The organism is Roseobacter cerasinus (assembly GCF_009811755.1).
GTDB classification, from domain to species: domain Bacteria; phylum Pseudomonadota; class Alphaproteobacteria; order Rhodobacterales; family Rhodobacteraceae; genus Roseobacter; species Roseobacter cerasinus.
The window spans coordinates 410,514-434,988 of the sequence record NZ_BLIV01000004.1; the positions used below are offsets into that span (position 1 = coordinate 410,514).

The following is a 24,475-nucleotide window of genomic DNA, read 5'->3' on the forward strand; positions in this document are numbered from 1 at the left end:
GGCCGGCCCCTGCATGAGGGACCGGCTGTTTGCACGATGTGCGTGAGTTACGCTTTCCACCAGCGACGCGGCTCGACGTTTTCGGCCAGGGTGTGCGGGTTCTTGCGAACCTCGTTGTAGATGTCCTGATAGGTGTCGATGCCACCGGACCAGCCGTTGATCCGCTCGCGCCACTGCTCCCACAGCTGCGGCTGGAACTCGGGCGAGCACATTTCTTCGGCTTTCTTGCGCTCCGCATCCGAAAGCATCGCCATGCGCACGTTGTTCTCGGCAAAGATCGTGCCGGGCAGCTGCGGGTCGGTTGCACCCACGGTGTTGACCAGCGCCGCTTCGTTGGCCGCTTGTACATGCACCTGAGACAGGTAGGCCGATTCCATCACCGCATCCTGCAGTTCGCCGCCGAGGCTGTCGAAGACAGAGGCCGACATGGCGGTGTGCTCTGTGCCGCAGAAGAAGCGCAGGTCGACCGACTGGCTGACCACTGGTGACATGTTGGCATAGGCCACGGCGGAGGCCCATGTTTCCGCACCGTCGATCAGGCCCTGTTTCAGACCGTCGAGGGTTTCTTCCCAGGCGATCGGCACCGGGTTCAGACCCAGAGCCTGCATCGCGATCCGGCCCAGCTGCGTGCCCGTCACGCGGTTCTTGGTGCCGTTGAGGGTTTCGATGTTGGTGACGGTCTCGCGATCCTGCCAGGCCAGACCCAGCTGGATGCCACGCAGTTCGGCATGGCTGAAGAGGAACTTCAGACCGTGGCGCTTCTCGAACGGCTCGCGCAGGATGCGCTGCGATTCCGGGCTGTACATAAAGTAGTACTGATCCGCGCGCGTGCGGAACATATAGGCGTAGTCGAGCACGTTCAGATAGGGCGCGCCGCCTGCAGAGTTCTGGGTGGAGGCGGCATAGACGTCCACAATACCCTGCTGGGTCTTCTCAACACAGCTCAGCTGGTTGCAGATCTGGTTGTTGCCGATGAATTCGAGACGAATCTCTCCGTCTGTGCGGCTTTCAAGGTCACGTGCGAACTCCAGAACGCCTGCGCGCTCGATAAGCAGGTTTTGCGGGTTGAAGCCGGCCGCGCCGATTTTCAACGTGAACTTGGCATCTTTTGCGAAACGCTTTTCATATGTGGATTCAGCAGCTTGCGCCAGGTTCGACAGGCTCATCGCGCCGCCGAATGAGCCCGCAGCCAGCAGCGTGGAGCTGAGACCATAGCGGCCCGCGACGCGAAATAAATCCCGGCGCGACAGATGTTTGATATTGTTCTGGATTTTCATGACTTCCTCCCTGAATGTCATTTATTGAGACTAGCAGTCCCAAAAAACACTAGTATGTTTCATTCTTTTTGCATAGACTTTTTTTGTAGCGGCCAGGGAGGGCAAAGTGGAAGCTGATTTCATCGTCGTCGGAGCGGGGTCGGCAGGCTGTGTGCTTGCAAACCGTCTCAGTGCCAACCCAGCCAACACCGTCATTCTGTTGGAAGCGGGCGGGCGTGACCTGAATCCGTGGATCCACATTCCCGTTGGCTACTTTAAGACCATACACAATCCTTCCGTTGACTGGTGCTACAAGACCGAGCCGGACCCCGGGTTGAATGGACGCTCAATTGAATGGCCACGCGGCAAGGTTCTGGGTGGGTCATCATCCTTGAACGGCCTCCTCTACGTTCGCGGTCAACCACAAGACTATGACCGTTGGCGGCAAATGGGCAATACCGGATGGGGCTGGGACGACGTTTTACCTCTCTTTAAGCGTGCCGAGAACAATGAGCGCGGGGCCGATGATTTCCATGGCGATCAAGGGCCTTTGTCGGTTTCCAACATGCGCATCCAGCGCCCGATCACAGATGCGTGGGTCGCGGCGGCGCAGGCGGCAGGCTACAAATTCAACCCGGATTACAATGGCGCGGATCAGGAAGGCGTCGGCTTTTTCCAACTGACGGCGCGCAACGGGCGGCGCTGCAGTTCTGCTGTTGCGTATCTCAATCCGGTCAAGAAGCGGCCCAATCTGCAGATCATCACCCATGCGCAAGTGGACAAGGTCGAGATTTCCGACGGCCGGGCCACCGGCGTCAGTTACCGGGATCGTGGCGGTACGCTGCAAACCATCACCGCCCGGCGCGAGATTGTGCTGTGCGGTGGGGCCATCAACTCGCCGCAACTGCTGATGCTGTCCGGTATCGGCGAGGGCGAGCAACTGTCCGAGCACGGTATTGAGGTGAAGAAAGACCTCAAAGGCGTGGGTAAGAACATGCAGGACCATCTGCAGGCGCGCCTCGTCTATAAATGCAATGAGCCAACGCTGAATGACGAGGTCTCCAGTCTCTTTGGGCAGGCCAAGATCGGGTTGAAATACCTGATGTTCCGCGCCGGGCCCATGACGATGGCGGCGAGCCTGGCCACTGGCTTTCTGAAAACCCGCGAAGATATGGAAACACCGGATATTCAGTTCCATGTACAGCCGCTTTCGGCAGAGAACCCGGGCAAAGGGGCCGACAAGTTCTCCGCCTTCACCATGTCGGTCTGTCAGCTGCGCCCGGAAAGCAAGGGAGAGATCCGGCTGCAATCCGCAAAGCCGCGGGAGTATCCTAAGATCATTCCCAACTATCTCTCGACCGAAACCGATTGCCGGACCGTGGTGGCCGGGGTGAACATCGCACGCAAGATCGCGCGCCATGCGCCGCTGACCTCGAAAATCTCCGAGGAATATCGCCCGCATGCGAGCCTTGATATGGATGACTATGAGGCAACGCTCGACTGGGCGCGCAACAACACCGCGTCGATCTATCACCCGACGGGCACCTGCAAGATGGGATCGGATACAGACGCGGTGGTCGATGCGGAGCTGAAGGTTCATGGCATTCAGGGGCTGCGGGTGGCGGATTGCTCGATCATGCCCGAGATTGTGTCGGGCAACACCAATGCGCCTGCGATCATGATCGGGGAGAAGGCCTCGGATCTGATCCTCGCGCCCTGAGAGAGTTCACAAAACTGATACAAAACTGTCACACGCCCGTGTCTTGAGCCTGCGCCTTTGCGTGCATCTCAAGACCACGGAGCTCTTCAATGACCAAATCCTTGCTGCTGACCAGCACGCTTCTGGCGACTGCTGCGATGACACCTGCTTTTGCAGAGATGAATTTCAACCGCATCGCCTCCTTCCCTGTGACGTCCAATTTCGAGGGCGCAGCGCCTGACGAGACCTCGGCCGAGATCATCGACGCAACTGCGGACGGCATGACGCTGGTCTACACCGACAGCCCCGCAGGCGTGATTGGTGTGGTCGATATTACCGACCCCGCGGCCCCGAAGCCCAAAGGCACCCTTGGCGTCGACGGTGAGCCAACAGCCGTGTCAATCATTGGCACCACCGCCTTTGTTGGTGTGAACACCTCCGAGAGCTATACCGACCCTTCAGGTTTCGTGAAGGCGGTGAACCTGTCAGACATGAGCATCACCGCGACCTGCGATCTGGGCGGCCAGCCGGACAGCACCGCGCGCGCCAAGGATGGGTCTTTCATCGCGATTGCCATTGAGAACGAGCGCGACGAGGATCTGGGCGACGGGCGTGTGCCGCAGATGCCAGCGGGCGATCTCGTCATGATCGACGTGGCGGACGGTACGCTCGATTGTGGCACCCTGCGCCGCGCCAGCCTCACCGGTCTGGCCGATGTGGCGGGCGAAGATCCAGAGCCTGAGTTTGTAGACATCAACGGCCTCGGTGAGGTCGTCGTGACCTTGCAGGAAAACAACCACATTGCCGTTGTCGCCAAAGATGGCACGCTGGTCTCACATTTCTCCGCTGGGAGTGTCGATCTGGAAGGCATCGACACCATCGACGAGCGTGCCGCCCTGATCTTCGATCAAAGTCAGCCGGGTCGTGTTCGGGAACCCGATGGTGTGCAATGGATCGATGATGATCACTTCGCCATCGCCAATGAGGGCGACATGGATGGCGGGTCGCGCGGCATGACCATCTTCCACAAGGATGGTACGCTGGTCTGGGAAAGCGGCGCGACGCTGGAACATGCCATCGTGCAGATCGGCCACTACCCGGACAAACGCTCCGACGCGAAGGGTGTTGAGCCCGAGGGCATGGAATTCGGCGTCTTCGATGGCACGCCTTATGTCTTTGTGATGGCGGAACGTGCCTCGGTTGTGGCGGTCTATGATGTGAGTGATCCCACGGCGCCGGTGCTGAAACAATTGCTGCCCTCGGGCATCTCGCCCGAAGGGGCCGTGGCGATCCCCGAGCGGGGGCTTTTGGCGACAGCCAATGAATTCGACGGTCTGGAAGATGGCGCGGCGCGCGCGCATGTGATGCTTTATCAATACGCCGAAGGCCTCGCCTCCTACCCGCATCTGACATCCGCCGGGATGGAAGGCCCCACGGGCTGGGGCGCGATCTCCGGCATGGTCGCGGATGCTGACGGCATGATCTATGCTGTGTCTGACAGCTTCTATGGCTACCAGCCGCGCATCTTCAAGATTGACCCCTCCAGCACGCCCGCGCGGATCGTCGAGGCCATCGACGTGACCCGCAATGGGCTGCCTGCACAGAAGATCGACATGGAGGGCATTGCGCTCGACGGTGAAGGTGGCTTCTGGGTTGCCTCCGAAGGCCGCACGGACCGGGTGATCCCGCATGCGCTCTATCATGTGGGCGCCGACGGACAGATCGAGGATGAGATCGGCCTGCCGCCGGAGCTGATGGCGGTGGAGAAACGCTTTGGCTTTGAAGGCATCACAAAGGTGGGCGACACGCTCTGGATGCCGGTGCAGCGGGAATGGAAGGACGATCCGAAAGACCACGTGAAACTTGTGGCCTACAATCTGGAGACCGAAGAATGGGGCGCTGTGCTCTATCCCAAGGCTGCGGCAGACAAAGGCTGGGTCGGGCTGAGCGAGATGACCGTGCATGGCGATCAGGTCTACATCGTGGAGCGCGACAACCAGCATGGGTTGGAGGCCGTGACCAAGAAGATCTATGCGGTGCCGCTGGCTGAGATGGCGCCCGCCGCGCTCGGGCAAGAGCTTCCGGTCGTCAGCAAGACGCTGGTGCGTGACCTCATCCCGGATCTGACGTCAACCGGCGGCTATGTACTCGACAAGGTCGAAGGGCTGGCGATCACCGCCGATGGCACGGCCTGGGTGTCGACCGACAATGACGGCGTCGATGACCATTCTGGCGAGACCATGTTCTTCAGCATCGGTAAAGTCGGACAATAAACCAGCCCAATCCCCGGGCACCCGAGAACGCTCCACAATTTTCCTGTGGAGCGTTTTCATTCCGCACATGACAGAGCCGTGATCGCTCCGGTACTCTTTACGCAGGGAATCGCAGGGGCCTGGGGGCATCATGGTGCAAGACTCGCTAACCGAAACATCGTTTCGTAAAAACGTTCTGAATTTGGAGGAAGGCGATATCGCCGCTTTTGTCCGCAAATGTGTGAAGGACCGGTCTTTGAGCAAGGTGGTCGGCCATCTGAACAACGACATGTTGTTCGGCACACATAAAGAACGCCGGGAAGCGGAAGAAGCGCTGCACCGGCTCGGTTTTCTTTGACCGCTGACCGGCGCGGTCTGAGGTTTTAGGCCGCTGTCAGCGCGTAGCGCTGCAATTCTTCAAACATTCCGTCTTGCCGCTCACCCACCAGCGTCAGGCTGTCGATCACGAAGGGGCGCGGGGGGATATCCCCAAAATGCACATTGGCATCGGCCAGCACCTTGCCCGTCATCTCGCGTGGCAGCGGGCCGGTCAGTGTCATGTGGAATTTGAACGCCTCCATCACGTAAGGATAGCCCCAGCGGGTCAGGTTTGCCTCTTGCTCCGGGGTCAGCCTGGATTGACGGCGGCGCGCCAGGTCCGCTTCGGTCGGTGGCGCGCGGAAACTGTCGAGGGTTTTGACCACCGTGGCTGCCAGCCGGGCCAGGTCCCGCACATCGCCTGTGGGGGTCAGGGCGAGGAAGCTGCCAATCTGCGACAGGGTCAGGCCGTCCAAGGCCACGGGAGCCAGCTGCCCACTCAAATCGTCAAGCGCTGCGTGCAGCCCTTCGGGCGTTTTGCCCTCCGCCAAATGGAACGGTGGTTTGACGGTCCCGTGAAAGCCGTATTTGCGCGGTCGTTTGGTCACCGTGTCGTCGGGCTCACCCACCGGCGCGCCCGTGGCGATATCCCAGCCCAGCCAGGTGGCGCCCGCCAGCGCGAAGGCGCCGGGCTTTGGCGTAAAATAGACCCCGTATCGCGTGTAGTTCATGCGCACACACCTCTCATTTGGCCGCTCAGTCGCAGGCGGGGATAACATGAGCATGACGGTGGCTGCCATATCCTCCCGACAGTGGCCCGCATTCAGCTTGCACATCCCCGCAGGCTCTGGCCTGATCTGCGCAAGCAAACTGAGAGGGCAGATCATGCGCGCAATGCAAGTCACCGAGCTGGGCCAACCGCTGAGCCTGCGGGAGGTGCCGACGCCCGAGCCGGGGCTGGGGCAGGTGCAGGTCAAGGTGCATACCTGTGGGCTGAACTTCGGGGATCTGCTGGTGATCAAGGGCACCTATCAGGAAAAGCCGCAACTGCCCGCGACCATCGGGATGGAGCTCTGCGGCACCATCACGGCAGTCGGGGAGGGTGTGACAGATTTCGCCAGGGGCCAGCGCGTGGCGGCTTACTGCGGCTTTGGCGCGCTGGCGGACTATGCGGCGATCCCGGCGGCGGTCTGCGTGCCGATCCCCGATAAGATGCCGGCGGAGGACGCCGCCGCCTTCCTCATAACCTACGGCACCAGTCACGTGGCGCTTGACTACAAGGCGCATCTGCAACCGGGTGAGCGGCTCTTGGTCTTGGGCGCCTCAGGCGGTGTCGGGCTGACGGCGGTTGAGCTGGGCAAGCTGATGGGCGCCGAGGTCATTGCCGTGGCGCGTGGCGCGGCCAAGCTGGACGTCGCACGCGCGATGGGGGCCGATCATCTGATCGACTCCGATACGGATGACATCCGCAGCATGGTCAAAGAGTTGGGTGGCGCGGATGTGGTCTATGACCCAATTGGCGGGGATCAGTTCAAGGCTGCGCTGCGGGCGTGCAATCCGGAAGCGCGGCTCATACCCCTCGGTTTTGCCAGCGGGGAGGTGCCGCAGATCCCGGCGAACCATCTGCTGGTGAAGAATCTCACAGTGATCGGCTTCTACTGGGGCGGATACACACGGGTGAACCCCAAGGTGCTGACCGACAGTTTCAAAGTGCTGACGGAGTGGTATGTGCAAGGCAAGATCAAACCGCATGTGAGCCACGTGCTGCCGCTGGAACAGGCAAACGAGGCGCTTGATCTGCTGCGCGCCCGCAAGGCCACCGGCAAAGTTGTGGTGTCCATTAACTAGAGCGTCTGACGAAATACCTGAAATGTCGCATATCACGTAATGCGTTGAGATCTATGATTTCAGGCAGCGTCATGTGAGCCAGGTTTTTCGCATGACGCTTTAGGGGCGCCGTCCAATCGGCTTAGCGAACCGTTTTGTCGGCGGGTTTTGCGGCGGCGTGGCCGTATTGTGATCTGATGCGCCAAACAGCCGCGAGCGCAGCAACCAATGTGGCGGTGCAAAGCGCACTCTTCGAGGCAGTTTCCATCGTGCCGTCGATCAGCACCGCATGTAGCACCGTGCCGAGCACGACGAGCGCGGCGAACGTCATGTGAAGATACCGCCAGTGGCGTGGGCGCAGAGGCAGCCTGCCGCGCAGCGCGGCCAGGGCGAGAGCGGCAAATGCCGTCCACATGGCCAGCACGCCCCAGATAGAAAAGGGCGTGGGGGAGGCCAAGAGCAGCGCGTCGATCATATCGGGTGGGCTTGTGATCCACAGGCCCGCCACATGCACGAGGATCGCGACAATCAACGAAAGCCCAAAGACCCGGTGCATCCGTCGGGCCCGCGCCCTGGACAAGCCGGGCAGAAGCCCCGCCGCCAAAAGTGGTTGCAGCAGGAGCAGCACGAGGCCTGCGACACCGGCAAAGCCAGCGAGGATGTAGATCGGATCGCGCCAGGCCAGCAGCGGGCTATTGGCAGCGGCGACGAGAGGCACAATCGAGACAAGTGCCACGACAACCCACATCAATATGCTGCGCGTGCGGCCCACGGCCTACCAGCGGCTAGACCGGTTGGAGGACGAAATGCGCCTCCAGACTGGTCTGAGAAGGGCTGTCCATCAATGGCCGCAAGAAAACCGTCTCGTAGTCACCGCTGTCGTAAGCCAGATGTCCATGCGCCTGCCCGAATGCTGGGACGATCTGGGGCATTTCGAGGCGGAAGATGCCATCCGCATCCGTCAAAGTGGCTCCATGGCTGCGGGCGTCCCGCTCATGCCCTTCGGTGGTATGTGCCCAGATCTGAATGCGCTGGTTGGCCAGCGGCGCGCCGTCTCCCGCGCGGCGGACGGTGCCCGTCATCCAAAACCCGCCACCGCCGATCCGTTCGATGATCGGTGCCTCGGGGCGGTAGTTGTTGGATCCGCCGCGCATCGAGGGGGTGGCGGCAACGGTCTGTGCAAATGCAGGTCGCAGAAGGCCTGCCGCGCCAAGTGCGAGGGCCGATCCTGTGGCGGCAAGCAGGCGCCGCCGATGGAATGAAGATGTGGTCATTGGCAACGTCTCCCTTCGGTGTCTGTCAACTGCTCGGTGGCGCGGTTTGCCATCTTGCCATCAAGGTAGTGAGTTTTGCGTGAAATCCCAACCATAGGTGGAATGGCGTCTTGCAATAGGCGATCAAAATTTCCTGAAGCTGCGGGGCAGGCGTGGTGATCCAGCGCGACAGCTCTGGCTCGGGTTCAAGGGCGCAAAGCGGTCGGTTTGCGTGTTTCGGTGGACGGTGAAACCTGCCTCATAAATTTACATTAAAAATCAGATATTTGCATGGTATCGCACGAGCGTCATAACAACTTCGTAAATTTTTCGTTGCATTGGCCAAGTTAGATTTCTTAGTCTTTCAGCAAGAGTCCGCCGATTTGGGGCGGGTGAATTTTGCCGTTTTATTAGGCGTTAATGATTTGGCTTGGGGGCTGATATGGCGAATTTAACGAACGCAGACCGCGTGGTGAATGGGCTTGTTACGGATCTGATTGGGACTGCAAACGACGACGTCATCACCATCAGCTCAGGTTTCTTACTTGGTGGCACAACGACGGGCTTGATCGATGGCCTTGGTGGCAATGACATCCTCCAGCTGGCGTCCTCCGTCCTGACAGACGTCACCATCGCCAACATCGAAGCCACCGAGCTGACCAACACTGGACAGAATCGGATCGAAGCCGATCAGATTGCCAATCTCGGCGTGCTGACCCTGACCGGCAGTGCTGCCACCAACTTCGGGTCGATCCGGCTTGAAGGCGATGACGGTGATGTGGCGGATTTCTCCGGTCTGGTTTTGACCGACGGGCAGGAACTCGCGGTCTCCAATTTCTTTGGCACAGGCCAGATGATCGTGGCGGATTTCTCGGGTGCCAGCTTCTCCGGGTCCGCGTTCATCGACTACGATGGTAACAATGCCAACGACGATGTCACCGGCGGCAGCGGCAACGATCAGATCAATGGCAATGGTGGCGACGATACCCTGCGCGGTGGTCTGGGTGACGACTCCCTCAGCGGTGGGTCAGGTGCCAACCAACTGTTCGGGCAGGGCGGCAACGATACGCTGATTTCAAACACCACTGCAAACGGATCTTCCCTCGACGGTGGGGCGGACAACGACCGCATCGAAGTCAGCTCCACCCTCAACAATGCCACCATCGAAGGTGGTACGGGCAACGATACGCTGTCCTTGGTCAGCGCCAATCTGACGGGCACAACGATCTCCGGTATCGAGAATACGGAGCTGGCTAACAATGGCCAGATGCGGATCGACGCGGAGCAAATCATCAATCTGGGCGCCATTTCACTGACCGGGGCTGCGGTGACCAATGGCGGCTTTATCCGGCTGGAAGGGAGCGACGGCGATACAGCGGACTTCTCCAACCTCACACTGCAGGATGGAGAAGAGCTGGACGTCGACAACTTCTTCGGCACGGGCCAGAGCATCATCGCGGACTTCTCTGGAGCCACCTTCAACGGCGATAGCTTCATCGACTATGATGGCAACAATGCCGACGACGATATCACCGGCGGCACCGGTGATGACGAAATCAACGGCAACAATGGGGATGACACCCTGCGCGGTGGTCTCGGTGACGACTCTATCAATGGTGGCGCCGGTGCAAATCAGCTGTTTGGAGAAGGTGGCAACGACACGCTGATCTCCTCAAGCAATGCCAACGGCTCCTCTCTGGACGGTGGCGCGGACGACGACCGCATCGAAGTCAGCTCCACCCTCAACAACGCCACCATCGAAGGGGGCGCGGGCAATGATACCCTGTCCCTTGTCAGCGCCAATCTGATCGGCACAACGATCTCCGGCATTGAGAACACCGAACTGGCCAACAATGGCCAGATGCGGATTGATGCAGAGCAGATCGCCAATCTGGGTGCCATTTCGCTGACCGGGGCTGCTGTCACCTTCGGCGGCTTCATCCGCCTGGAAGGCCAATCCGGCGACATGGCTGACTTCTCCAATCTCACGCTACAAGATGGCGAAGAGCTGGACGTCGATAATAACTTTGGCACCGGCCAGACCATCATCGCTGACTTCTCGGGCGCGACCTTCAACGGCGATAGCTTCATCGACTACGACGGCAACAACGCCGACGACGACATCACCGGGGGCACCGGTGATGACGAGATGAACGGCAACAACGGCGATGACACGCTGCGCGGTGGTCTGGGGGACGATTCTCTCAATGGCGGTGCGGGGGCCAACCAATTGCTCGGGCAGGGTGGCAACGACACGCTGATTGCGAACAGCAACGGCAGTGGCTCGTCCTTGGATGGCGGGGCTGAAAATGACCGGATCGAAGTCACCTCAACCCTACAGAACTCTACCATCGAAGGTGGGGCGGGCAATGACACCCTGGCGCTGGCCAGTGCCAATCTGGCGGGCACAACAATCTCCGGTATCGAGAACACGGAGCTTACGAACAGCGGTATCCAGTCCATCGATGCCGATCAGATTGCCAATCTTGGCGCGATCAGCCTGACCAGCAGCGCGATCACCTTCGGTGGGTCTATTCGTCTGCTCGGTCAGTCCGGCGATGCGGCGGATTTCTCAGGCGTCACGCTACTGAACGACGAGGAGTTGAACGTCAGCACCTCGCTGGCGACGGGCGTGACCATTTCTGCCGATTTCTCGGGCGGCACATTCAATGGCAACAGCTTCATCGATTTCGATGGCAGCAACTCGAATGAAAGCGTCGTCGGCGGCAGCGGCGATGACGAGCTGACCGGCAACAACGGCGACGACACACTGGAAGGCGGAGCCGGAAACGACACCCTGGACGGTGGAACCGGCAACAACACCCTGCGCGGCGGGCTGGGCAACGACAGCCTTGTTCTGACCACTTCCTCCGGTCTGGCTGATGGCGGTGAAGATGATGACATCATCGATATCAACAGCACGTTTACGGGAAGCGCCGTTGTGGGCGGCCTCGGGACGGATACTCTCGAACTGATTGGGGTCAACCTGAGCGGGACAACTTTCTCAGGCATCGAGCAGACCTTTATCGAGAACAGTGGTGTCGTCACAATTGATGCCAATCAGGTCGAGAACCTTGGCGCGATTGATCTGACGCTCAGTGCAATCACCTTTGGTGCGACCATTCGCCTGGACGACTCCGCAAGCCAGACCGCTGATTTCAGCAGCCTGACCCTGGATGCAGGGGAGCGGATCAACATCGACTTTCTTGCGCAACCTCCAGGCTCCGAAGCGACGGTTGACCTGAGCCTCGCCACTTTTGGCGCAGGCAGCGGCGCCAATGTCGGGTCCTTCACCGGCAATATCGACATGACCGTCCTGAGCGGCAGCGGTGATGACACGCTGCGGGGCAACGCGGGCGATGACAGCCTGGTCGGCAATGCGGGCAATGACAGCCTGGTGAGCGGCTCCGGTAACAACACCCTGCAAGGCGGGACCGGGAACGATACGCTGCAAGTGAACAGCAGCTCGACCGGTTTGCTGGACGGGGGTGCCAACGACGACTTCTTTGATCTCAATGGCCAGTTCATCAATGGCGTCATCATCGGCGGCTCGGGCAACGATACGGTTGACATCATCGGGTCGAACTACTCAGGCACGAGTTTTGCGGGCATTGAGCAGACGCAGCTTTCCAACAGCGGCTCGGTCCAAGTTGATGCGGCGCAAGTCGCAAATCTGGGTGATATCACGCTTATCAACACCGCAAGCACCATTCGCGGGTTCTTCACCCTGAATGCGTTGGACGGCAATACGGCGGATTTCTCTAACCTGACCTTGCAGACGGATGAAAGCCTGCTGATCACCTTGGTCAATCAGGTTGCCTCCACCACGGTTGACCTCACGGGCGCGACGGTCAACGGGACGGGCGAGATCGAGGTTCAGGGCAATTCACAGGCTAACCTGACTGCTCTGGGCAGTGCTGCGGACGACGTTCTGATCGGCTCCAGCGGCGATGACAGCCTTGTGGGCAACGGCGGCGGTGATTTTATCAGGGGCGGAACCGGTCAGAACACGCTGGAGGGAGGTATCGGAAACGATACCCTCATACACGACGGTCAGGGGGCCAGCGAACTCGATGGTGGTGCAGACAACGACCTGATCGACCTCAACACCAGCCTTCAGAACGGCTCCGTCGACGGTGGTATGGGCACCGACACGCTGGAGCTGATCGGGTCCACCTACTCGGGCACCACCTTCGCGGGCATCGAGGTCGCCGAGATCGCCAACAACGGTACGGTCACGATTGATGCCGCGCAGGTGGCCAATCTGGGCGATATTTCGCTGACCGGGGCTGCGGCGACAAATGGTTCCACGTTCAGCTTGTCGAATGCCGATGGCCAAATCGCGGATTTCAGCGGGCTGACGCTTTTGGCGGGTGAACGCCTGACGGTGAATTTCACCGGGCTGACGACCGGGGGCAGCACGACCGTCGATGTCTCGGGGGCGACCTTCGACGCGACCTCTGAAGTGATCATGAACGGGTCCAACGGGGATGAACTCTTCATCGCCAGCAGCGCGCTTGAGGACATCCGGGGCAACAGCGGCGTCGATACGGTCTCCTATCAGGCGTCCACCGTTGGGGTGAACGTCGATCTGGCAGCGCAGAGCGTGTCGGGCGGGTTCGCCGCAGGGGACACTATTTTCGGCATCGAGAATGTCATTGGATCCGCCGAGGATGACACGGTCACCTCAAGCCGCTTCGACAATGACTTCGATGGCGGCGACGGCACGGACGTTTTTATCCTCTCCGGCAATTTTGCGGACTACACCGTGGAGACCGTCGGGGCCGTGACAACGATCACGGACAACCGGAACATCTTCAACGATGACGGCGTCGATACGGTTCGAAATGTTGAGATTCTGCGCTTTGCGGATCAGGACGTTGTCATTGGTGTCGTGGACACGCCCACCATCTCTATCATCGCAGATACCGCGGATCTTGACGAAGGCGATGCGGGCACAACCAACTTCACCTTCACGGTCAACCGTGTGGGCAACACCAGTGGCACGTCCAGCGTTGATTTTGCGGTCTCGGGCAATGGCCTCGCCAATTCGGCGGAGGCGTCGGACTTTGCAGGAGGGGTGTTCCCAACCGGCACGGTCACCTTCAACCCGGGCGAGGACACCGCAACGATCACGATTGAGGTGCAGGGTGACACCACCTTCGAGAGTGACGAGATCTTCGAAGTCACGCTCAGCAACCCCACCAATGCCGATATCTTGACGGCGGAGGCGAGCGGTACGATCAGTAACGACGATGTATCGGGATCGGAACTTGGTGTGACCATGTTGTTGCGGCCCGGTCTCGGCAGTAACAGCAATGCGCTGGCCTTTGATGCGGCGGCCAACGAGCTTTTTGTGCTGAACTCTTCGAACGTCATCACCGTGGTCGATGCCGACACCGGCCTGACCGTGCGGACCTTCAATGTGACGGGCGGATCCTCCTCTTTCGATCTTCAGATCGCACCCGAAGCGCTGACCATGGACGGCGTTGCGGTTCCGGCAGGCAGCCTGCTGGCCTTTGTCGGCACAAGCGGCGATATTCTGGCGCTGGATCCTGCCGATGGCACCGTGTTGGCAACCCTCGACACGAATCTACCTGCCGCTGGCCAGATCGTCGGTGGCACATACAACCCGGTGACAGACACGTTCTTCACCATCAACTTCACCAATCAGGAAGTTGCGGAAGTCGACCCGGCCACTGGGGCGATCCTGTCGACATTCGATCTCAACGATGTCCTGCCAAGCAATCTTGTCAATTTCGGCGACGTGGAGGCCGATCCGACGACTGGTGATCTGATCTTTGTCGGCAGCAGCCGCAATGAGCTTGTGCGGATGACGCCAACAGGCGATTTGCTGGACATCATATCGCTTCCGCCAGGCGTGAATGCGCTCAGCGGTCTCGCTGTGGCCAGCCCCAGTGAGGCCTGGGTGGTCAGGACGCCCGGAGACATCTTCAAGCTCAGCCTGACCGATCCCGGCGCGCCTTTCGTCAGCCTGAGCCGGGCTCAGAGCGCGCGTAACGAGGGAGATGCGGGCGGAACGACCTTCAGCTTCTTTGTGAGCCTGTCAGAAGCGGCCGCTGGCGCGACCAGCATCGATTTTGAGGTGCGCCCTGTGGGCACAACCGCCACGGTCGAGGCTGACGATTTCGTGGGCGGCGTGTTCCCAACCGGCACGGTGACTTTCCAGCCGGGCGATACCGGGGACACCATCGAAATTCAGGTGCAGGGTGACACCGTCTTTGAAGAGAACGAGACCTTCGAAATCGTTCTGACCGGCGGCACCGGTCTTGTCCTGCCGCTTGGCCCGTCTGTGCTGACCCAGCAGAGCACGATCACAAACGACGATGTCTCGACCACGCCTGCGACCGTCTTCAGCACCTTTGACCCAACCGAGATCACCGGGCAGCTTGTGGGTCTGGCGCATGATGGCGATGCTGGCGAAGTCTTTGCCTATGGCGCAAATGATGCCGTGATCAACGTCTATGCGGAGGATGGCACCTTCCTGCGCGCGATCACCAACCCCAATATCTCGTCTTACGGCGATCTGGATGTTGCGCCGCAGGCCTTCATGCTGAATGGCACCAATGTGCCAGCAGGCAGCCTGCTTTACAGCAACGGGTCGGATACCGTCGTAGAGGTCTTCGCGCTTGACCCGTCTGACGGGACTGTGATTGCCAGCGTGGCGACCGGCCTGCCAGCTGGTCGCGGGATCGGCATGACGTTCAATCCCTTCACTGGCAATCTGATCCTTCTGGACTTCGCGACCGATGATCTGATTGAGATCAACCCGGCGGATGGCTCAATTCTGAGCACGCTGGACCTCAACCAGTTTGGGTTCATCACCAGCTTTGGTGACGTGGATATTGACCCAACCAATGGCGATATTCTTGTGGTCGGCTCGCCGGAGACAACGATCCTGCGTCTCAGCCCTACCTTCGAGGTATTGGACGAGATCAGCCTGCCAGCCGCGGTGCCGAACAACCTGTCCGGCCTTGCAATGATCGACGGAAACTCCGCCTTCGTGTCCGAAGTATCGGGCGAGATCACGCGGCTGCAATTCTTCGACCCGGCCACCTTCCCGACGGCGGTGGATGATACCATCGTCACGGATGAAGACACCGTGGGCATGGTCAATGTGATCACCGGCCCCGGTGCCGATACGGATCCAGAGGGTGATCCGCTGACTGTCATCGATGCGCGGGATCAGAACGGGGTGAACATCCTGCTGGGCACCGACGATTCAATTGCCGGTGGCGGCACGATCAACATCTCCGCCAATGGCGATGTGAGCTATGATCCGACCGGAACCTTCCAGTTCCTCGACGATGGCGAAAGCCGCGATCTCTTCATCACCTACACTGTCTCCGATGGAAACGGCGGCACGGATGAGGGACGGCTGGATATCACGATCAACGGTGAGAACGACGCTCCCACCATCCAGGCCACACAGACCCGCAATATCTTCGAGAACAACACCGGAGTGGGCTTTGTCGGCGGCAGCGATGTGGACGGCGACGCGCTGATCTGGAGCATCTCGGGCGGGGCCGATGCGGCACTCTTCGATATCAACAGCAGCAACGGAAACCTGACCTTCCTCGCGCCACCAGACTTCGAAGCACCGGGCGATGATGATGGCGACAATAGTTATGAAGTCGAGGTCAGCGTTACGGACGGGGATGAGACCACGACGTCGCTGCTCACCGTCAACGTGCTCAACGTGGTCGAAGACCGCACCATCTCCATCGGCAACGTCTCCCTCAGCGAGGGCGACGCAGGCACCACCATCTTCAGCTTCAATATCTCTCTGAACGAAGCCGCGATCAGCGATGTGACCTTCGACGCGGTGATCACGCCAGTGGATGCCGACGCCAATGACTTCGCGCCCGGCACCCAGCTGAACACGGGCATTCCGCTGACCATCTCAGCGGGGCAGCTCTCCACCACCTTCGAGGTTGAGATCCAGGGTGACACGCTGGCGGAACTGTCCGAGACCTTCAATGTCACGCTGGAGAATATCGTTGGCGCGGATGCGGGCGATGTCTCGGGCATTGGCGTCATCGTGAATGATGATGGCAGCAATACCCCACCTGCTGCCGTCAATGATACGCCGACGACGGACGAAGACGAAGCGGTCAGCGGCAATGTGCTCGATAATGACACCGACGACGATGGCGATGATCTGGATGTGACCCTGATCGCGGATGTGTCGGACGGTGTGCTGGAGCTGAATGAGGAAACCGGTGCCTTCACCTACACGCCGAATGCCGATTTCAATGGGCAGGACAGCTTTGTCTATGAGGTCTCCGACGGCAATGGCGGCACTGATCAGGCGACGGTGACCATCACGGTGAACCCGGTCAATGATGACCCGACCGCAAATGATGACACAGGCTTTGCCACCGGTTTCGAAACAGCGCTCGACATCAACCAGGGCGCACTGACCGCCAATGACGACGATGGCGACCCCGAAGTGGTGCAGCCGCTCACGGTGGACTCCGTGACCGCGATTTCCGGCGGTACGGTCAGTCTGCTTGCAGGTGTGATCACCTTCACCCCCGCCGCAGGTTTCACCGGCACCGCGCAGTTCAGCTATGATCTGGATGACGGCAACGGCGGCACCGACACGGCAACCGTCAGCGTCGATGTGGGGGAACAGCCCAACCGCGCACCAGTTGCGGTCGACGATGCGGATGAGGCGACCGAAGATAGCGGTGTTACCTTCAATCTGTTGGACAACGACAGCGACCCGGACAGCGACCCAATCGAGGTGAACGAGGTGCGCGACTCCGCGGACAACGTGATCCCCTTCGATGTGGAAACTGACCTGCCCGAAGGCGGCACGGTGATTGTCTCGCGTGACGGCACAGTTGTCTTCGACCCGGATGGAGACTTTGAGGCTTTGGGTGATAACCCGGCGCCCGAGGCTCCCGAAGCGGAGGTGCAGCTCAGCTACACGGCTGTGGAAGACACCGATGATGCGCTGGTCAGCAACTCGGCTGACGTGACCATCGGGGTGCGGGGTATCAATGATGCACCGGTGGCGGCTGACTTCGAGGTCACGACCGATGAAGACGTGGCCATTGCGATCCCGGTTCTGGCGAATGTGACCGATGCCGAAGGCGATGATCTCGACATCGAGTTTGACATCGACCCGGCGGTTGGTTCGATTGTCTTTGACGATGGGCAATTCATCTTCACACCTGCAGAGGATGTGAACGGTGACTTCGACATCACCTACACGGCAACCGACCCTTCGGGTGCGGTGTCGAATGAGGGCACGATCAGTCTTGTGATCGACGCGGTGAATGATGACCCGATTGCCAATGATGACACGGGTCTTTCGACTGACTTCAACACACCGCTGACCATCCAACCTGCGACGCTGCTCACCAATGACGACGATGGCGACCCGGAGGTGGATCAACCCCTCTCGATCCAGAGCGTCACAGCGATCTCAGGCGGGACGGTGCAGTTGGTCAATGGCGATGTGGTCTTCACACCGACCAGTGGCTTCAACGGCACGGCGCAGTTCAGCTATGTGCTAAGCGATGGCAACGGCGGCACCGATACGGCGACCGTCAGCGTCGATGTGGGCGAACAGCCGAACCGCGCGCCAGTGGCCGAGGATGACGAAGCCGCGACGGATGAGGACACCTCCGTCACGTTCAATCTGCTGGGCAACGATGACGACCCCGATGGCGATCCAATCGAGGTCAATGAAGTCCGCGACTCCGCGGATAACGTGATCCCCTTCGACGTGGAAACCGATGTCCCGGAAGGCGGCACCGTGATCGTGTCACGTGACGGCACGGTGGTGTTCAACCCGGATGGTGATTTCGAGGGCCTGCCTGACAACCCGGCGCCGCAAGATCCAGAAGCGGAGGTGCAACTGACCTACACGGTCATCGAAGACACCGATGAAGCGCTCCTCAGCGACCCGGCCACCGTCACCATCGGGGTGCGCGGCGTGAATGACGCGCCTGTTGCGGGTGTTGTTGAGGCGAGTGTCAGCGAGGATGACGGGGCGCTCAGCGTGAACCTGCTGGAGGGTGCGTTGGACGTGGATGGGGGTGCGTTGAGTGTCATTGGCGCCTCCGTGATCGCCAGCGACGGGCGGGATCTGTCGGGCATCGCGTCGGTGGTGGGCAACAGTCTCAACCTCACGCCTGCGGGCAATTTCGAGGATCTGAACGTGGGCGAGAGCGTCGAGTTGACTGTGACCTACAGCATCTTTGATGGCAGTGACGCCACGCCAACAACGGCGACGGTCACGGTGAACGGCGTGAACGACGCACCCGAGCTTGACCCGGCAGGACCCTTCCAGGTCATCGAGAACACCACCGACGTTGCGGACCTCTCGGCCACGGATGTGGATGACACCGATCTGATCTTCTCGATCACGGGCGGGGATGATTCGGCACTCTTCGACATCACCGATGATGGCGGGCTCAGCTTCAAATCCGCGCCTGATTTCGAGGCACCGGGCGACGTTGGCGGCGACAATACCTATCAAGTCGAGGTCACTGTTTCCGACGGCGACAAGACCGACAGCCAGCTTGTCACGGTCGAGGTCACCAATGATCCGAGCGATGATGAGACCGGCCTGCCAGTGGTCGAAGGCACCTCCGGCTTCGACTATCTGATCGGCACCGCAGAGGATGAGATCATCCAGACCAAGGGTGGCCCCATTGACTTTGCCTTTGGTGGCGGCGGCGCGGATGTCTTTGAATTTGCGGATGAATTGTCCAATGGCGTGGTCGAGACGGACTACATCCTCGACTTCTTTGAGGACGATACGCTGGAGCTGAACGGGGGTGAGATCACTGGCGTCTCGGTCTTTGCTGGCACCACCTATCTGACCGTCGGCGAGGACGGAGACATGATCATCCTGCAGGGCTATCAGGACGACAATCTGTTCAATCTGGCCTGATAGGATGTGACAATGGTTAACGTGGGATTTATCATGTTGAGGTTCACCGCGAGGACACATGCGCGGCGCGCCGTGACGGACAGGGACTAAGGGGATAGAAGGTATGCATTTTTTCAAGCAACTCATCGCAGCGGCGGCCATCAGCCTTGGCGGCATGGCCTCTGCGGCCACGATCACGGACAACGATCCGACGCTGACACTGGGCGCCCAGATCGATAGCTTTGCGGGGGCGCAATTTGTGCCGATTGGGCCATCGATCATCGTGCCGCCACAGCTGCCGCTGCCGCCAAAGACACTCTTGCTCGCGGGCACGCCGTTTTCGCTGTTTTACGCGGATCCAGCCTCGAACACGGAGATTGCGGGCACGCAGATCACCATGGCCGAAGGACCGGGGTTTCTCGAAGTGCTCTTCGATGTGGTGGACCCTGACACGGTGGTCCCAACCGGAGAGCTGGTGCTGGCGGAGTTCATCTTTGACGCTCCGACGGGTACGTTACCGCCTATCATAGGCACGCTGACCCTCTTTGAGGTAGATCGTGAGGCGGTGGACGTGATCCCGCTGCCCGCGGGCCTGCCGCTCTTGCTCACAGGTCTTGCCGGCATCGCACTCCTGCGGAGACGCAATCGCGCCTGAACCGCAGGCAGATTACAAATGAAAGGCGTGGCCATGGAGCCGCGCCTTTTTTGCGTTTCATCAGCAAAGAGTAAGACGCTCAAAGAGCGGTCACCCGCTTGGCGTCACCACTCGTAGAGTTCCATGACATCTGCAGCGACCGTATAACCGGTGTCCGCCAGTTCGGTGCTCTGCATCTCGGTGCGCAGCGTACCCGTGACCCAGACCGCATCCCAAAGGTTGCCGCCAAGCCACGGCGTCTTGGAGGTCACGAAGATCAGCTGATTGGGCGGTGGCGGCGGCACGTGAATGCAGGCGCCGACATAGGGCACAAGCATGAATTCCGAAACACCGTTCGATCCAAGCTCCATCGGAATGATGTAGCCGGGCATGCGCACATAGGCACCGTCCAGTGCTTCGTTCAGCTTTGTGGCGTTCTCGTCGTAGATCGGGTTCCAGGTGTCGTTGACCACATCGATCTCACCTTCGCCGATGATTTCCCCGTAAGGAACCCCTGGCGGGATCAGATCGTCCCAGGCCACGTTGCGAGGTGCGGTTGCGCGCACCGGTCCAGTCAGGGCCAGGCCCGCCAGCCCGCTCATGATCATATGTCTGCGTGTCAGGATCATCATTGCCGCACCATCATACCATCGGCGAGCGACAGGCGATAGGCCCGTATGGCGGGTAGCAAGCTCACAATTGCGCCAGCAGCCACAACGCTGGCCAGCATGCCGATGTCGCGTGTCGAAGGTGCCTCGATCGGCAGCCAGAGGCCAAAGGCGCTGTCGACCATGGGCTGCGCGATGATCAGACCGCCATAAAGCAGCGCCAGTCCAAGCGCGGCCCCGGCGGTGGCGGTCAGCACCGCCTCGCAGACCAACAGGCTCAGAATCGTCCGCGGCCGTGCACCCATGGCCCGCAGGATGGCCATTTCCCGTCGTCGCTCATTCAGGCTTGAGAAGATCGTTGCCATCAGGCCGATCAATGCTGTGATCACCACCATGGCCGAGACTGCCAACAGTGCCGTTTCCGCAACCCCGACAATGCTCCAAAGCTCCTGGAGGGCAACGCCCGGCAGCACCGCCAGTAACGGCTCCTGCCCGTAGTCGTTGATGGCCCGTTGCAGCGCAAAGGTCTGCAGCGGGCTCTTCACACCGACGAGCGCCGCCGTCACCGCCTTTGGCGTGAGGTCCATCTGTCGGATCCGCTCTACCGGCGTGGGTTCACCGGGCGTGCGCGCGCCATTGCGCCAGTCGACGTGGATGGCCTCGATGGCCTCCATGCTGACGATGACTGTCCGGTCCACTGGCGTGCCGGTCTTTTCCAGCACACCGGCGATGCGGAAGGGCTGGTCCTTATGCTCCACAAAAGAGGCAATGCCGTGGGCCACGACGATGGGATCCCCGACACTGTACCCCAGAGTCGCGGCCACGTCAGAGCCGATCACCGCGTCGAACAGATCATCCATCACCACCCCGTCCTGCATGGCAAGGCTGCGCCGGTCGCGGTATTTGTAGCGGTCAAAGAATGCGGCGGTGGTGCCCATGACCCGAAACTGGCGGTGGCTGTCACCCAGCGATATCGGCACGATCCAGTCCACCTCGGGGCGGGCGGCGATCTCCTCATAGCTTTGCCACGTGACGTTGTTCGTCGCGTTGCCGATGCGAAAGACCGAGTAAAGCAACAACTGAACCGAACCGGACCGCGCACCCACAATCAAATCGGTGCCCGAGATTGTATCGGCAAAGCTATCCTTCGCACCGGTGCGGACTTTTTCCACCCCCAGAAACAGCGCAACTGACATGGCGATGGCGAGGACCGTCATGCCAACGGTCACGACCCGCGCGACGAGTGAGCCAAGGGCCAGCCTGAGGATCACGCGGCCTGCCTTTCGACCGTCGCGATCTCGTCCATATGCAAGACCCGGTCAAAGCGGCTCGACAGGCGGGCGTCATGACTGACCATCAGCAGGGTCATGGCGTGAGCCTCTACCTGTTCGAACAGCAGATCGAGGAAGGCGGTCTGGCTTCCTGCATCCAGGGCCGAGGTTGGCTCGTCCGCGATGAGCAGCGGAGGCCGACCGATCAGCGCGCGGGCCACCGCAACCCGCTGCTGCTGACCCACGCTCAGCTCTGCGGCGCGGGCCGCCACAATGGCTGACGGCAGGCTGAGCGCGCGGCAGAGGTCGGTGGCGGTCTCCCGGGTTGCTCCGGCGCGCGTCCGGCGGTTTGGGGCAAAGCGCAGCGGCAGCAGAATATTGTCGAGGACCGAGGCAAAGGGCAGCAAGTTGAATTGTTGAAAGATCACGCCCACATGCTCTGCCCTAAAGCCATCGCGCCGACCGCTTGAGAGATCGGACAGGTCGGTGCCCATGACCCGGACTTCACCGCTTTCGGCCACAACCGTGCCGCAGACCAGCGACAGCAGTGTTGACTTGCCTGATCCGCTGTCGCCCAGAAGCAGCACTTTCTCGCCCTGTGCGATGATGACCTCCGGGATCTGAAGCGAAAAAGGCGCACGCCCCCGCCATCGGAACCGAACATCGCGGAGCGACAGGGCTGGGGCGTCGTCGGTCACGTTCAGAACATGCCACGCAGATCGAGGACCGGGTCACTGCGGGTGACCTCAAAGGCCTGCGCCCCGGCGGAGGACACCATCTGGACCTCAAGCTCCCGCGCGTTCTCAAACACGTCGAAATAGGCGAAGGTGATCGAAGAGATCTGCTCGGGTGTTTCACAGGTCAGGCTGTAGGACGCGTGAAATTCGCTGTGGCTGGCCGCCTCCGCATGGTCTTTGTGGTCCTCATGGGTATGGTCATCTTGGGCATGCGTGTCATGCTTATCGGCATGGCCGTGATCATGATTGTGCTCATGGGCGTGGGCCTCATGATCGTGGTCGTCATGATCGCCGTGCAGCTCGGCGCTGGCCTTGGTCACGCTGCATCCGGCGTCTGCGGGAAAGAGGAACAGGTCCAAGGGTTTGCTTAATGTTGCGACGGCGGCGTTGATCGCTGCGCGGTCGGCGCCGGTCGAGGCGTCATGCTCGAAACCCACGATATCAGCCCCGGGTGCGCGAAACTCCAGAACAACGGTCTTGTCTTCGAACGCAATATCGAGGGCGCCGACACCATGTTCATGGGCGTCGAGCCCCCGGGTGCTTTCTGCAAGGGCGGGTGAGGCGAGAAGCATGAAGAGAATGGGCAGGTTGCGGTGCATGATGTCTCCTTATCTGGGTTTTGGTTCAGGCGGTGCAAGAGCGGGGGTCTCGACGCATGTCGAAATCGGCGTATCCGATCCGACAGAGGCATTGTCCGAAATGTTACGTTATGAAGTAACATTCAGCAATGCTCCCCGGCGAAAATACGCGGATGGCTGAGCGGGCGTTTAGGGGTTCGCTGGCGCACAGTCGTTGCGGGGAGCCATCAGGCGGGGTTGCAACCCCTCGGACTGACGAAAATCAGCAGTCTGCGTCTTGTGCGGTCTCGATCCCTCCCCACATCAAGATCAGCGCAGGACATCAGGACTTTGGAGGAGAACGAACCCGTGAAAAACATCGTCGTCGCAAGTGACTTGTCAGAGCGCTCGGGCCCCGCCGTGCGGCGGGCCGTTGATTTGGCACGGAGCAATGCGGCCAAGCTGACCGTTGTACATGTGGTGGATGCCGCCATGCCCGAACGTATGGCCGAACAAGTCCAGCAAGAAGCGCGCACACTTCTGACGCGGGAGGTCACGGCAGCAGTTGATGGGCACACGGTGGCGTATGATATCGTCGTTCCCATTGGCGATGCCATTGCAGAGATCAACGACCTGCTGCGCAGTGTCGAGGCGGAGCTTCTGGTCGTGGGTCTTCATCGCCGGCGTATCTTCCTCGATCATATCAAAGAGACAACGATGGAGCATCTGGTCCGCGCCAGCCATGTGCCGGTGCTGCTTGTCGCGCGCGAGGCGGAGGCATCTTATGCGCGTGTACTGGCGGGCGTCGACCTGTCAGCCGTCTGCGCGGCAGGTCTGCACCGGATCAATGAGATCGCCCCAAAAGCCGAGGTTGCAGTCTTTCACGCGCATGAGGTGTCCTTCCGGAAAGAGGCGGAGCGGGATTATGCCACCTGGCAGGCCATGCATGCGCTGCCGGATGATCTGCCTGAGCCGATTTATGTTGAGGCTCGACCGGGCGAGGCGCTGCAAGACGTCATGGCGAAAGAAGACTACGATCTCGTGGTGATTGGAGCGCACACACGCTCCAACGCAGGCCGGTATATTCTGGGTGGTTTTTCGTCCGCGCTGATCCGAAACCCACCGTGCGACCTGTTGCTCGCACGGTAGGC

15 protein-coding genes are annotated in these 24,475 nt (G+C 60.3%); 7 read left to right on the forward strand and 8 right to left on the reverse strand.

What is annotated here, in order from left to right; all coding sequences use genetic code 11:
- Positions 1–47: 47 nt before the first annotated feature.
- Positions 48–1,277, reverse strand: a complete 1,230-nt coding sequence (locus tag So717_RS12940; protein WP_159977896.1) for a TRAP transporter substrate-binding protein — start codon at positions 1,275–1,277, stop codon at positions 48–50.
- A 106-nt stretch (positions 1,278–1,383) separates the two neighbouring features.
- Here So717_RS12940 and So717_RS12945 point away from each other — a divergent pair, with 106 nt between their 5' ends.
- The 3 genes from So717_RS12945 (at position 1,384) to So717_RS22295 (ending at position 5,565) form a co-directional block, all read left to right on the forward strand.
- Positions 1,384–2,976 (forward strand): GMC family oxidoreductase, encoded by a 1,593-nt coding sequence (locus So717_RS12945; protein ID WP_159977897.1) that lies wholly within the window; start codon positions 1,384–1,386, stop codon positions 2,974–2,976.
- Between the two features lie 89 nt (positions 2,977–3,065).
- Positions 3,066–5,228 carry an esterase-like activity of phytase family protein gene (locus So717_RS12950; protein ID WP_159977898.1) on the forward strand — a complete coding sequence of 721 codons (2,163 nt, stop codon included), beginning with the start codon at positions 3,066–3,068 and terminating at the stop codon, positions 5,226–5,228.
- 130 nt (positions 5,229–5,358) lie between these two features.
- Complete coding sequence (locus So717_RS22295) at positions 5,359–5,565, forward strand: hypothetical protein (protein WP_238840893.1); 207 nt, start codon at positions 5,359–5,361, stop codon at positions 5,563–5,565.
- Between the two features lie 25 nt (positions 5,566–5,590).
- Here So717_RS22295 and So717_RS12955 read toward each other — a convergent pair whose 3' ends face one another.
- A complete protein-coding gene (locus tag So717_RS12955) occupies positions 5,591–6,256 on the reverse strand; it encodes a DUF1045 domain-containing protein (protein ID WP_159977900.1) in 666 nt (221 codons plus the stop codon).
- A gap of 154 nt (positions 6,257–6,410) precedes the next feature.
- On the opposite strand from So717_RS12955, the gene So717_RS12960 reads away from it, so the two are divergent.
- On the forward strand, positions 6,411–7,373 hold the full coding sequence (locus So717_RS12960; RefSeq protein WP_159977902.1) for an NADPH:quinone oxidoreductase family protein: 963 nt from the start codon (positions 6,411–6,413) through the stop codon (positions 7,371–7,373).
- Between the two features lie 121 nt (positions 7,374–7,494).
- Here the strand turns inward: So717_RS12960 and So717_RS12965 are convergent, their stop codons facing one another.
- Both So717_RS12965 and So717_RS12970 read right to left on the reverse strand, forming a co-directional pair.
- Positions 7,495–8,124, reverse strand: coding sequence for a ferric reductase-like transmembrane domain-containing protein (locus tag So717_RS12965; protein ID WP_238840895.1), 630 nt, complete (start codon positions 8,122–8,124; stop codon positions 7,495–7,497).
- A 13-nt stretch (positions 8,125–8,137) separates the two neighbouring features.
- On the reverse strand, positions 8,138–8,626 hold the full coding sequence (locus So717_RS12970) for a twin-arginine translocation pathway signal (RefSeq protein WP_159977904.1): 489 nt from the start codon (positions 8,624–8,626) through the stop codon (positions 8,138–8,140).
- Between the two features lie 421 nt (positions 8,627–9,047).
- Here So717_RS12970 and So717_RS12975 point away from each other — a divergent pair, with 421 nt between their 5' ends.
- Positions 9,048–19,538 (forward strand): cadherin-like domain-containing protein, encoded by a 10,491-nt coding sequence (locus So717_RS12975; RefSeq protein ID WP_159977906.1) that lies wholly within the window; start codon positions 9,048–9,050, stop codon positions 19,536–19,538.
- Positions 19,539–19,641: 103 nt separating this feature from the next.
- Positions 19,642–20,172 carry a VPLPA-CTERM sorting domain-containing protein gene (locus So717_RS12980; RefSeq protein WP_159977908.1) on the forward strand — a complete coding sequence of 177 codons (531 nt, stop codon included), beginning with the start codon at positions 19,642–19,644 and terminating at the stop codon, positions 20,170–20,172.
- Between the two features lie 104 nt (positions 20,173–20,276).
- On the opposite strand, the gene So717_RS12985 is transcribed toward So717_RS12980, so the two are convergent.
- Genes So717_RS12985 through zrgA form a run of 4 tightly spaced genes read right to left on the reverse strand, consistent with a single transcriptional unit; the run spans position 20,277 to position 23,366 of the window.
- Positions 20,277–20,783 (reverse strand): DUF3299 domain-containing protein, encoded by a 507-nt coding sequence (locus tag So717_RS12985; RefSeq protein ID WP_238840897.1) that lies wholly within the window; start codon positions 20,781–20,783, stop codon positions 20,277–20,279.
- Positions 20,780–22,030: an ABC transporter permease gene (locus tag So717_RS12990; RefSeq protein WP_159977912.1), complete on the reverse strand. Its 1,251-nt coding sequence runs from the start codon at positions 22,028–22,030 to the stop codon at positions 20,780–20,782. Before So717_RS12990 ends, So717_RS12985 begins: the two co-directional genes overlap by 4 nt.
- Positions 22,027–22,728 carry an ABC transporter ATP-binding protein gene (locus So717_RS12995; RefSeq protein WP_159977914.1) on the reverse strand — a complete coding sequence of 234 codons (702 nt, stop codon included), beginning with the start codon at positions 22,726–22,728 and terminating at the stop codon, positions 22,027–22,029. The genes So717_RS12990 and So717_RS12995 overlap by 4 nt, the downstream gene beginning before the upstream one ends.
- Positions 22,729–22,730: 2 nt before the next feature.
- Positions 22,731–23,366, reverse strand: a complete 636-nt coding sequence (zrgA, locus tag So717_RS13000; RefSeq protein WP_159977916.1) for a zinc uptake protein ZrgA — start codon at positions 23,364–23,366, stop codon at positions 22,731–22,733.
- Between the two features lie 327 nt (positions 23,367–23,693).
- Here zrgA and So717_RS13005 point away from each other — a divergent pair, with 327 nt between their 5' ends.
- Positions 23,694–24,473 carry a universal stress protein gene (locus tag So717_RS13005; protein WP_159977918.1) on the forward strand — a complete coding sequence of 260 codons (780 nt, stop codon included), beginning with the start codon at positions 23,694–23,696 and terminating at the stop codon, positions 24,471–24,473.
- The last annotated feature ends 2 nt before the right edge of the window (positions 24,474–24,475 follow it).